This window comes from Marinobacter sp. OP 3.4 (assembly GCF_036224885.1).
In the GTDB taxonomy this organism is placed as follows: domain Bacteria; phylum Pseudomonadota; class Gammaproteobacteria; order Pseudomonadales; family Oleiphilaceae; genus Marinobacter.
Map to the genome: position 1 here is coordinate 1 of NZ_JAVVLT010000042.1, position 10,154 is coordinate 10,154.

Genomic DNA, 10,154 nt, shown 5'->3' on the forward strand with positions numbered 1-10,154 from the left:
GATTATTAAAATCAGGCGAAATAGCCAACTGGACAACTAGGCTGACAGAGGGGGACGGTGTCGGGCTGGACGGCGATGACACAGTCCGCATCCAGGCGATTGGCAGCGTTGAAAGAGCCACCACCACCCTGTGAGTGACCAGAGGTACAGACTTTCGGGTCTGAACCAACGATGTCGCTGTAACGGCTCTTCGCCTGGTTAACAGCGCTTTCCACATCCCGGCCATCGCCGGACTGGGTGGTGGTGGCCGCCGCGACCACAACACACTGTTCCGCAACGGACTCCAGCAGGCCGCTGTAGGCACTTACCGTGCCGCCGGTGCCATTACCCCAGCCGAGGATGTTGTAGTTACCGCTGCCGCCGCTGGGCACAAAGAACCTGGCTCCAGATCCGATTTCAGTGTCAACGCTGCAGGCACCACCGCTGCCACCGCCACCGACGGCGAGGGCGGAGCCGGACATGAAGAGTCCGGAGGCAAGAACGGCTGCGATACTTCCCAGTTTCATCTTTGTAGACAGTTTCATAACAAACCCCTTTATTTGTACGTTATGATGATATTTTCGACATTTTTGTAATATGTCTAAAAATTAACGATTCAATATACAACTATGGAAACGTACTGATAGGCACCTGCACCCAGACCTGAAAGCTAATGTCTTCGGCAGGTTCTCCACTAGGGTAAGAGGTGGGGGCCCGTCCTGCTATAACACGAAAAGACCAAAATCTGATTCTGATGGAGGATCAAAGTAATCAAAAATGATGTCTCGCACAAAAAGGGAGCATGGCATGTGGTGCTCCCATATTGTCGGGGAAATACCTTTGGCGCTATCAGGAGTGTCGTCCTGTTTATGGCCAGGGAAGTGGATTACACGATGCTTACGATTCTTTTACTTTATTAATTTCAAGCAACTCCACCTCGAATACCAATACGGCATTTGGGCCGACATACTGTCCTGATCCTTCCTCCCCATACGCGATGTCGGAAGGAATATACAGTTCCCACTTGGCCCCCTCTGACATCAGTTGGAGTGCTTCAGACCAGCCTTCGATGAGTCGTTCGACTTTCACTGTATAAGGTTCGTTACGTTTATAAGTGCTATCGAATTCGGTACCATCCACATAGGTACCTCGATAGTGCACGGTCACTTCATCTTCTTCTGTCGGGGTATATCCACCATTACCTTCGTTGATTACCTTGTATTGTAAGCCGCTATCGGTAACGATTACGCCGTCCTTGTTGATATTCTCCGCAAGGAATGCCTCGCCTTCCTGTTTGTTCTTTTCAGCAATGACAGCTCGTTCTGCCTCTTTCTTCTTTGTATGAATTTCCTGATAGATTTCAATTGTAGCGGCGACTTCTCCATCAGACATTTTCTGCTCGCCCCCATCCAATACATCCCGCATTCCTGTGGCCAGCAACTCGACGTTCAGTTCAATGCCTTCAGCTTTAAACTGCTGTGCCAACTCAGCGCCATAGGCGTAACTGTAACGGTCGTCCAGGTCTTCAAAGATTTCCTGTTCCTGATCAACCGATTTTTTTTCGGACTCCCTGGATTGAGAGGATTCACTGTAGGTCCCCACGAACGCCACACTCATCACCAGAACCGTGACCGCGCCAATTGTCTGTTTCATGTCATTTCCTCGCTGAGCCAAACGTGAATCAATAGGCTGTTAACCAAACTGTTACGCATGCCTGGATAAATATTGTTTATGTCACGCTATTTTTCTTTAAAGACAAATGCAGGCATTGCAAAATTCAGGGCTACAATAAAAAACCCCAACCCTGTAGGTTGAGGTTTTTGAAGTGCTAGAGCTGGCGTTGATTAGTTAACCAGCCAACGCTCGGCATATTCACGCATTACGTCGCCAACGGCGCCACCATCACCGGAGGTCGGTGTAAAGTGGGTGCCAGAAGTTAGCTCCTGGGTGTAACGGGTTGAATTACGCTCGCAGTTCCTGCCGTTAAACGGCGATGCGGGTGCCAGGGTGTCACCTGTGCTGAAGATACAGACGACATCAACGTCGCTGGCCACAGGACGATCAATGCTGGTGGTGTAGACGGTGTCAGGCTGAACGGCGATCACACAGTCCGCATCCAGACGGTTTGCAGCGTTGAAAGAACCACCGCCACCTTGGGAGTGACCGGAGGTACAGACTTTGGGGTCTGAACCAACAATGTTGCTGTAACGGCTCTTCGCCCGGTTGACCGCATCCTCTACATCACTACCGTCACCAGACTGAGAGGTCGTGGCAGCGGCTACCAGAATACATTGTTCTGCGACGGACTCCAGCATACCGTCGTAGTTGCTAACGGAGCCACCGGTACCGTTGCCCCAGCCCAGGATGTTGTAGTTACCATCACCACCGCTGGGCACAAAAAATTCCGCGCCCAGTGATCGTTCGGTGCTGACGCTGCAATCACCGCCGCCACCGCCGCCGACAGCGAGTGCGGAACCTGACATAAAAAGCCCTGACGCAAGAACGGCAGCGATGCTCCCCAGTTTCATTTTTGTTGACATTTTCATAAGAAACCTCTTTTTTATAATTGATGTTGTAATTGCGATCGTTACTTAACCTGACGGCAAGTAAGGGTCCAAATTACAACTATGCAAACACACTGATCTGCACCTGAGCTCAGATCTGGAAGCAGATCTTTGCTTCAGGATCCTGGGGAGTGTAAAAGCGAGTTTAGGCTTCCGCTATCACACGGAAGCCACAAAAAATCATCTGTCGGAATGTCGGGTGATCAATTTTTGTACTAGTGCGCCTTTCTTTCATATTTACCAACATGGACCATTAGTTGTTACTCGAGAATCTGTAATTGAAGATTTGTGGTATTTAAAGTTATTTTCGGTTCGCTTATTTCACATTATCCGTGTTTGCCAACCCTATTTTCGACGCTGATTTAGGCAAAAGATTCGATGGTGACGGTCTACGGCAAGGGCATGAAAAGTAGTCGATGAAGTAAGTTACCGTGGCAGCCATAAAGGGAGGCCAAACTCGCCTAATCGGATGGCCGTGCTACGTTGATTCACGAACGCGCGTGAGTGTCGATCTGGCAGGGTCCCGCACGACGGGGTACTGGTAGAGAGCATCCAGCAGATCTACGTTTACCAAGGAGCATTGATTATGACGACCACACCAAAGAACAGAGTCTGCCTCTGGTACGACGGCACTGCCGAGGAAGCGGCCCGCTTTTACGCCGATACGTTTCCGGATTCCGAGGTCCTTGCCGTTAACCATGCGCCGGGGGATTATCCCGCAGGGAAAGCGGGAGATGTCATTACCGTCGAGTTCACCGTGCTGGGCATTCCCTGCCTTGGGCTTAACGGTGGGCCTGCGTTCACGCACGATGAGGCGTTTTCGTTCCAGGTGGCCACCACGGATCAGGCTGAAACGGATCGCTACTGGAACGCTATTGTTGGCAACGGGGGCCAGGAAAGCGCCTGTGGCTGGTGCAGGGATAAATGGGGAATATGCTGGCAGATAACGCCGATCGTACTGACGGAGGCCGTTACCGACCCCGATCCTGATAGGGCCAGGCGGGCCTTTGAGGCGATGATGCAGATGGGAAAAATTGATATTGCTGCCATCGAGGCCGCGATTCGACGTTAGCCGGTTGAGGGCATTCTTTAAGAGACCGTGGACCGTTAGCCAGGGCGAGCCGATACCGTAACGCTTGACCAAGGCACGGTTACGGCGTCACTCTTCGGAGTTACCGGCCCCTGGCCTGTTCCATTCACTGGCGATCCGTGCATGTCCGATTCCGACCCGTCTTCCGCAGTAGACCGCTTCACGCCATCCCCGGGCTCAGGGGTGTTGCCCAGTTCGTCAGCCCAGGTCAGTGAACTGATGCTGGGTGTGGCCCGGGGGGACCGTGCCGCTTTTACCGAGCTATACCATGCCACCGCCCCGAAACTTCTGGGTACCATCCTGCGTATCTTGCAACATCGGGGCTGGGCGGAGGATGTGCTCCAGGAGGTGTATGTCAGTATCTGGCAGAAGGCGGAGCAGTTCGACCCTGCCAAGGCATCTCCCATCACCTGGCTGGTAACCATTGCCCGCAACCGTGCCATCGACAGAATTCGCAGTCAGCCTGCCGGCTCGCGTGCCACTGACAACGAACTGGCTCAACTGGCGTCGTCGGAACCCGACGGCCCGGCCAGTCTGGAGGCAGGACAAACGGCGGACCAACTGAACCATTGCCTGGAACAGCTGGAAAAGGATCGCCGGGATATGGTGCGACTTGCCTACCTGAACGGATGGTCCCGGCGTGAGCTGTCTGCTCATTTTGAACAGCCGGTGAACACCATCAAAACCTGGCTTTACCGGGCACTGAAGCAACTCAAAGGGTGCCTGACATCATGACCGAGCGCGATGATCTCGACATGCTGGCTGCGGAGTTTGTGCTGGGCACCCTGGATGCCGGGGAACGGGCGTCGGTGGCCTCGCGGCGACAACGCGACCAGGAGCTGGATCAGTTGATCCGGCACTGGGAAAACCTGCTGTCGCCAATGAACGATGAGGTGGTGCCGGTGGCGCCAGGTCCGGAACTGCTCCCACGCATCGAGCGTCAACTGGATGAGCTGCAGGCGCGACCTGATAGCAGGCCGAAAGCAGACCGGAAACCCGAGGCCGGCAGTACTGTGGTAACCCTTCGTAATCGGTTGAGGCGATGGCAGATGGGTACTGCGGTTGCCGGGGTGGCGGCGTTGGTTCTTATGTCGGTGCTTGTATGGCAGCCGGCGCCGGAATCACGTTCCCATGTAGCGGTGTTCCAGCAGAATGATGAGCAACCGGCCTTTCTGTTGTCCGTCGACCTGAATACCCGGGAACTCACTCTTAAGCCAGTGACCGCAAAGCCCCTGGAAGACCGCTCATACCAGCTCTGGATCAAGGCGGAGCGGCTGGGTCCGAAACCGCGGTCGGTAGCGGTTCTCGGCGATGATCTGACCGTGGCCGCCGATGTCCTTCAGGGCTACGATGCCCAGTTGCTTGAACAGGCTACCTTCGGTATCAGTGTCGAACCCGAGGGTGGCTCGCCCACCGGACAACCGACCGGACCTGCGATTCATGGTTATCTCTATCCCACCAGCGAGAGGCCGGCAGGGCAGAGGCTATAGAAAAATAGTGGCTGCCCTGAAACTTTCTGAAAGCTCTCCCGTAGCTGTCGGTATCCCCATCTGGGGACCATAGCCCCATTGGGGCCTACCAAAGTACGAGGAGAGCACCATGAAACAGTATCTGAAGACAACCGCCCTTCTGGCCGCCACTCTGATGTCAGGTAATGCCTTGGCCGACAGCATGGGCGTCGGGGTCTGGGCTTCCGACCAGTCGGTATCCGGTGGCACCGTCACAGCGGACAAGATCGTTGCCGATAGTAATGGCTGGCTCGTGGTACACCGCACCGGTGCTGATATGAAGCCCGGCCCCGTGGTTGGGCATGCGCCGCTGAAAATGGGTGACAACACCGATGTGACCGCGATCCTCACCGAGGAGGTGGAATCCGGCGATAGGCTGATGCTTATGCTCCATGGCGAGGAGGGTGGTATGAAAACCGGGATCTTCGAATACACCCTTGGCGCGACGGAAGACGGCCCCGTCAAGAAAGACGGCAAGCTCGTGATGAAGACCATTACCGCAGAGTAAGCCGACCGTCCTTCCAGGCAGGGTATTCGGCCCTGCCTGGATTTCCTCAGTGTGGCTGATACCAGCGTTGGACGAGAATGGTTGCAAGCAGCAGGGACCCTCATACGGTGATTTCCAGAAAGGTGTCGATTTAACCTTTTCCAGCCCGACTAGTCAGGGAGTCAGAAAGATCCCCTTCCTGAACGTGAACGGAGCTGGACATGATGAAACTGTATGGAGCACCCCCGACCCGCGTCCTGCGTGTTATCTGGTTATTGAATGAACTCGGCCTGGAGTACGACATGCTCCCCGTGGATCTCCTCAGCGGCGAGCAGATGAATCCGGAGTTCCTGGCCCTCAACCCTGCCGCAAAGGTTCCGGTATTGGTGGACGGCGGTGTTGTGATGACCGAATCCGCCGCGATCCAGCTCTACCTGGCGGAGAAGCACCCCCAGGCCGGGTTTATTCCGGAGACTGTGGAGGAGAGGGGCCAGATGTATCGCTGGATATTCTTCCTGGTGACCGAGATCGAACAGCCCCTGTGGCGAATCGGGCGGCACACACTGTTGTATCCGGAAGACAGGCGACTGCCCCAGGATATCGCCCTGGCAAGACAGGAGTGCCTGGATATGGTGGCCGTGCTTGAGAAACACATGGAGGGCCGGGAGTTCCTGGTGGGCGACCGGCTCAGTGTGGCCGATTTCAATGCGGCCTATACCCTTGACTGGGCGAACGAGGAGGAGATGCTTGGCGACACGCCGGGGTTGCGGGAGTACCTGACGCGGATGTACGCCCGCCCCACCGCGCCGCCAACCATTGCCGAGTCGTTCGCCGCGATGGAAACCTGATGGGGCCGGATTCCGCGTCTCTGATGGTATGATGATGGGCGCGGGCGCCCTGTCGCCGCCTGACGTCATCGTCCTGGCGACCACGACTGGCGTGCCGAATGGTCAGTTTAGCGGGATGGTCGCAGCAACAGGAAACGGACTAAAAACGGCCGGATGCCAGCGCCATCCTGCCGTCAGGGGGACAATAATCAGGATGCGGTATCCCATCTCTATTCCCGGCAGCTTCCTGTTGTTGGTGATTCTGCTTGTTGGCGCGCAGGGTGCCCGGGCTGATCAGGCTGATTCCCCCGTTGTGCTACTTCACGGTCTGGCCCGTTCGCACCATTCCATGGACGACATGGCGGAGGCCCTGACGGCGGCGGGTTTCCACCCATGCAATATCGACTATCCCTCCACTGACCATCCCATTGGGACACTGGCCAGAGACTACGTTGTCCCGCAGATCCTGGAATGTGTCGGACCAGAGAGTGACAGCGAGGTCGCGTTTGTGACCCATTCCCTGGGCGGTATCATCGTGCGTTACCTGAATGCTGGTGATGCCCCGTTCCGCTTTGGGCGGGTAGTGATGCTGGGACCGCCAAACCAGGGCAGTGAGGTCGTGGATAAACTTGGTGGTCTGGCGCCTTTCCAATGGATTAACGGGCCTGCCGGAAACCAGTTGGGAACGGACAGCGATTCGGTCCCCCAGTCGTTGGGACCCACCGATCTCGAAGTCGGCATTATCGCCGGTCATGATTCCATCAACCTTATCCTGTCGACCCTGATCCCCGGGGACGATGACGGCAAGGTGTCCATCGAGCGGGCGAAACTCGAGGGCATGCAGGACTTTATCACCGTGCCGGTCAGCCACCCTTTCCTGATGACGGATGATGAGGTGATCGAACAGACCCTGCATTTCCTGCAGGACGGGGAGTTCCGGCGTCCTTAATATGCAGGACGCAAGCGTCAGGTAACGGCCAGGCGACCGGCTTTCCCGAAGACGGTGGCTCTTCCTGTGGGCACGGATTGGACTTCGTCTGGTTCCAGACTCCGCCAGGCGCCGGGTGCCAGATCCCGGGGCAGGGTGATTTCTCCAATCCGCTCCCGGTGCAGGCTGGTCACCTGGTTGCCAACGGCATGGAACATGCGCTTTACCTGGTGGTAGCGGCCTTCAAGGATGGTCACCCGTGCGTCGGTGGGGCCAAGCTGTTCGAGCGTGGCCGGGGAGGTGGTCAGGCCTTCGTAGGCAAACCAGATGCCCTCCTCAAACCGTTGTGCGGTGTGGGGCTCGATGGGGCGGAGGGTGCTTACCCGGTAGACCTTGGGTAGTTTGATTTCGGGTTCCGTCAGGCGCCGTGACCACAGGCCATCATTGGTCAGGATCATCAGTCCGGTACTGGCCCGATCCAGGCGTCCGGCGATGTGCAGGTCGGCCCTGATCTCCGGTGGTAGCAACTCCATGACCGTGGGATGAACGGGATCCCAGGTGGCGCTGAGGTATCCAGCCGGTTTGTTCAGCATCAGGTAGTGTGCCGGCAACGCCCGTTTGATGACCTTATCGCCCACCACCACGCCCTGGAAACGTGAAACCTCCCTGGCGGCATTGGTGCATACCTCTCCATCCACCCGTACCAGCCCGGAGGCAATGGCCCGGTTTGCCTGCTGCCGGCTGACACCATTCTGGTTGCTCAGGATACGGGAGAGTTTCAAGGATAAGTCTGCGATGGTTTGGAGTTGGTGGGTATCTTATCAGAGGAGGTGACGGATCTGCTTGATGGATCAGGTTGTTGAGCATGCGTATTTATAGTGTCTATAATCGAGCGCTCGCACTATTAATTCAAGATCTTCGATCAGGCAGGCAAGGGCTCTACATCGCCTGTCACTGAAGCCGACAGTACAAACCTAACAAAGGGCATCCCATGAAACTTGATCAGGTCATTCAGGAGCGCCGCTCCATCCGTGGATTCCTGGACAAACCCGTTCCCCGTGAACTGCTGGAGGAGATCATTGCGCTGGCGAGTCGTGCGCCTTCCTCCATGAACACCCAGCCCTGGCACCTGCATGTGCTGACGGGTGAGCCCCTTGAACGGGTTCGCCGGGGTAATACGGAGCGGATGCTTGAGGGCGTGCCGCCCAGCCGTGAAATCGGCGACTACAGCGCCTACGAGGGAGAGCATCGTCAGCGCCAGATCGAAATTGCGGTACAGCTGTTCGAGGCCATGGGTATTGAACGCCACGATGCCGAGCGCCGGCAGGACTGGGTGATGCGGGGTTTCCGCCAGTTTGATGCGCCTGTGTCGATCGTGGTCTGCTTCGACCGGGTGCTGCTGGACAACCCGATTGCCCACTTTGATTCCGGGGCCATGACCTACGGACTGGTGCTGTCGGCCTGGAGCCGGGGGCTGGGTGCCGTCATTAACGGGCAGGGCATCATGCAGAGCCCGGTAGTGAGGGAGGTGGCCGGGATTCCGGATGACCAGGTCATACTGACCTGTGTCGCGCTGGGCTGGCCGGATGATGAGTTCGTGGCCAATTCCGTGGTTTCCCGCCGGCGGCCGGTGAGTAATACCGCGCGCTTCCTGGGCTTTGAAGGCTGAGTGCTGACGGAGTTATCGGGAAGAATAGCCTTTCTTCCGGTTCGTAATGGCGTGGCGCGGCCCAGATGAGAGCAAATGCTCCCCAACTGGGGGTGAGGCACAGTGACCCATCTGGAGGGTAGCTCTATGCTGTCATGTCCGGTGAGTCAGGATCGGAAGTGTGCCACTGCGAACTTGACAACAGAGAGCGCCCTGGACAGCCAGGACACTCCGTTGCGGATCAGGAATCCTTGAGCCTCCGATTCCGTGCTAGGCGGGACGGGAAGGCAGACGGCGCTGTCTGTATACCAGAGCAACCAGCCCCAAACCCAATAGTCCGAGGGAGGATGGCTCTGGAACCGGAGTGCCACCGTCACCGGGGGTGCCCGGAACGCCCTCGACATTGAAGATGAAGTTGTCGAATCCGATTCCTCCGGGGTCATTATTGAAGATGGAAACGCCTGCGACGGAAAACGAAGCGTCATCGGTCACAAAACCGAATGACTCAAACACGGATCCTCCGAGGGCGAAGTTGATCTCATCAATCAGGGATCCGTCGCGGGCCCAGAACTGGGCGGTCGCTGATCCGAAATTGGGACCCACGATATCGAACCCGAACTCGGACTGATCGAAATCAAACAGGATTGCAATCGAGCCCTCGCCTACTGCGCTGGCGGCGGGGTATCCGTCGGGGCCGCTACCGGCAATGGCTGTGTTGCCAACATCGCCAGCACCACCATCAACCGCCGTGATGTTTGTGACGGCTCCGCCGGGAACCAGGGTTAGGGGCCCCGTGGGCGAACCGGTCAGGACATCGAAGTCACCGCTTGTGGTGACAGTCTGCCCCGCAAAGCTTTCGCCGAAGGAGGTGTTTCCCGACTCAAAGATCGCGTCGAAAGTTACCTGTTCGTTAGGACCAAGGCCCAGGTCTTCAAAATTTGCACCGGCAATGCCACTGAGGGATGAATAATCCACTTCAATGATCGCGGCGTTTGCGGAATGGACGGCACCTCCCAGAATAAAGACACCAATGGCTGCCTTTATAATCCCTGTTCCATCAAAAAAACTGATCGCTGTTTGTTTCTTCATAACAAATCGCCTTTTCAACCTTTGTTTATGGAAA

General features: G+C 56.4%; 12 protein-coding genes. 7 read left to right on the top strand and 5 right to left on the bottom strand.

Annotated elements, in window-relative coordinates; all coding sequences use genetic code 11:
• Positions 1-11 precede the first annotated feature (11 nt).
• From RO069_RS07990 to RO069_RS08000, 3 genes are all read right to left on the bottom strand, one after another.
• Positions 12-524 carry a hypothetical protein gene (locus tag RO069_RS07990; protein WP_328186575.1) on the bottom strand — a complete coding sequence of 171 codons (513 nt, stop codon included), beginning with the start codon at positions 522-524 and terminating at the stop codon, positions 12-14.
• A 352-nt stretch (positions 525-876) separates the two neighbouring features.
• Positions 877-1,632 (bottom strand): FKBP-type peptidyl-prolyl cis-trans isomerase, encoded by a 756-nt coding sequence (locus RO069_RS07995; RefSeq protein WP_328186577.1) that lies wholly within the window; start codon positions 1,630-1,632, stop codon positions 877-879.
• A 191-nt stretch (positions 1,633-1,823) separates the two neighbouring features.
• On the bottom strand, positions 1,824-2,525 hold the full coding sequence (locus tag RO069_RS08000) for a hypothetical protein (protein WP_328186579.1): 702 nt from the start codon (positions 2,523-2,525) through the stop codon (positions 1,824-1,826).
• 604 nt (positions 2,526-3,129) lie between these two features.
• Here RO069_RS08000 and RO069_RS08005 point away from each other — a divergent pair.
• The 6 genes from RO069_RS08005 to RO069_RS08030 all read left to right on the top strand — a co-directional run bounded on the left by RO069_RS08005 (position 3,130) and on the right by RO069_RS08030 (position 7,404).
• Positions 3,130-3,615 carry a VOC family protein gene (locus RO069_RS08005; RefSeq protein ID WP_328186581.1) on the top strand — a complete coding sequence of 162 codons (486 nt, stop codon included), beginning with the start codon at positions 3,130-3,132 and terminating at the stop codon, positions 3,613-3,615.
• 141 nt (positions 3,616-3,756) lie between these two features.
• Complete coding sequence (locus RO069_RS08010) at positions 3,757-4,368, top strand: sigma-70 family RNA polymerase sigma factor (RefSeq protein WP_328186583.1); 612 nt, start codon at positions 3,757-3,759, stop codon at positions 4,366-4,368.
• Positions 4,365-5,123, top strand: a complete 759-nt coding sequence (locus RO069_RS08015) for an anti-sigma factor (RefSeq protein ID WP_328186584.1) — start codon at positions 4,365-4,367, stop codon at positions 5,121-5,123. The genes RO069_RS08010 and RO069_RS08015 overlap by 4 nt, the downstream gene beginning before the upstream one ends.
• A 109-nt stretch (positions 5,124-5,232) precedes the next feature.
• Complete coding sequence (locus RO069_RS08020) at positions 5,233-5,649, top strand: DUF7282 domain-containing protein (RefSeq protein WP_328186586.1); 417 nt, start codon at positions 5,233-5,235, stop codon at positions 5,647-5,649.
• 200 nt (positions 5,650-5,849) lie between these two features.
• Positions 5,850-6,476: a glutathione S-transferase family protein gene (locus RO069_RS08025; RefSeq protein ID WP_328186587.1), complete on the top strand. Its 627-nt coding sequence runs from the start codon at positions 5,850-5,852 to the stop codon at positions 6,474-6,476.
• Between the two features lie 193 nt (positions 6,477-6,669).
• A complete protein-coding gene (locus RO069_RS08030; RefSeq protein WP_328186588.1) occupies positions 6,670-7,404 on the top strand; it encodes an esterase/lipase family protein in 735 nt (244 codons plus the stop codon).
• Between the two features lie 17 nt (positions 7,405-7,421).
• Here RO069_RS08030 and RO069_RS08035 read toward each other — a convergent pair whose 3' ends face one another.
• Positions 7,422-8,165 (bottom strand): pseudouridine synthase, encoded by a 744-nt coding sequence (locus tag RO069_RS08035; protein WP_328186589.1) that lies wholly within the window; start codon positions 8,163-8,165, stop codon positions 7,422-7,424.
• A 209-nt stretch (positions 8,166-8,374) separates the two neighbouring features.
• Between RO069_RS08035 and RO069_RS08040 the strand changes: the two genes are divergently transcribed.
• Complete coding sequence (locus RO069_RS08040; protein WP_328186590.1) at positions 8,375-9,052, top strand: nitroreductase; 678 nt, start codon at positions 8,375-8,377, stop codon at positions 9,050-9,052.
• Positions 9,053-9,301: 249 nt separating this feature from the next.
• Here the strand turns inward: RO069_RS08040 and RO069_RS08045 are convergent, their stop codons facing one another.
• Positions 9,302-10,120: a PEP-CTERM sorting domain-containing protein gene (locus tag RO069_RS08045; RefSeq protein WP_328186592.1), complete on the bottom strand. Its 819-nt coding sequence runs from the start codon at positions 10,118-10,120 to the stop codon at positions 9,302-9,304.
• Between the last annotated feature and the right edge of the window lie 34 nt (positions 10,121-10,154).

What these genes read in the sequence shown, in the direction of transcription:
- RO069_RS08025 (WP_328186587.1), top strand. Translation starts at nt 5,850, where the DNA reads ATGATGAAACTGTATGGAGCACCCCCGACCCGCGTCCTGCGTGTTATC.
- RO069_RS08010 (WP_328186583.1), top strand. Translation starts at nt 3,757, where the DNA reads ATGTCCGATTCCGACCCGTCTTCCGCAGTAGACCGCTTCACGCCATCC.
- RO069_RS07990 (WP_328186575.1), bottom strand. Translation starts at nt 524, where the DNA reads ATGAAACTGTCTACAAAGATGAAACTGGGAAGTATCGCAGCCGTTCTT.
- RO069_RS08040 (WP_328186590.1), top strand. Translation starts at nt 8,375, where the DNA reads ATGAAACTTGATCAGGTCATTCAGGAGCGCCGCTCCATCCGTGGATTC.
- RO069_RS08000 (WP_328186579.1), bottom strand. Translation starts at nt 2,525, where the DNA reads ATGAAAATGTCAACAAAAATGAAACTGGGGAGCATCGCTGCCGTTCTT.
- RO069_RS07995 (WP_328186577.1), bottom strand. Translation starts at nt 1,632, where the DNA reads ATGAAACAGACAATTGGCGCGGTCACGGTTCTGGTGATGAGTGTGGCG.
- RO069_RS08005 (WP_328186581.1), top strand. Translation starts at nt 3,130, where the DNA reads ATGACGACCACACCAAAGAACAGAGTCTGCCTCTGGTACGACGGCACT.
- RO069_RS08020 (WP_328186586.1), top strand. Translation starts at nt 5,233, where the DNA reads ATGAAACAGTATCTGAAGACAACCGCCCTTCTGGCCGCCACTCTGATG.
- RO069_RS08030 (WP_328186588.1), top strand. Translation starts at nt 6,670, where the DNA reads ATGCGGTATCCCATCTCTATTCCCGGCAGCTTCCTGTTGTTGGTGATT.
- RO069_RS08045 (WP_328186592.1), bottom strand. Translation starts at nt 10,120, where the DNA reads ATGAAGAAACAAACAGCGATCAGTTTTTTTGATGGAACAGGGATTATA.
- RO069_RS08015 (WP_328186584.1), top strand. Translation starts at nt 4,365, where the DNA reads ATGACCGAGCGCGATGATCTCGACATGCTGGCTGCGGAGTTTGTGCTG.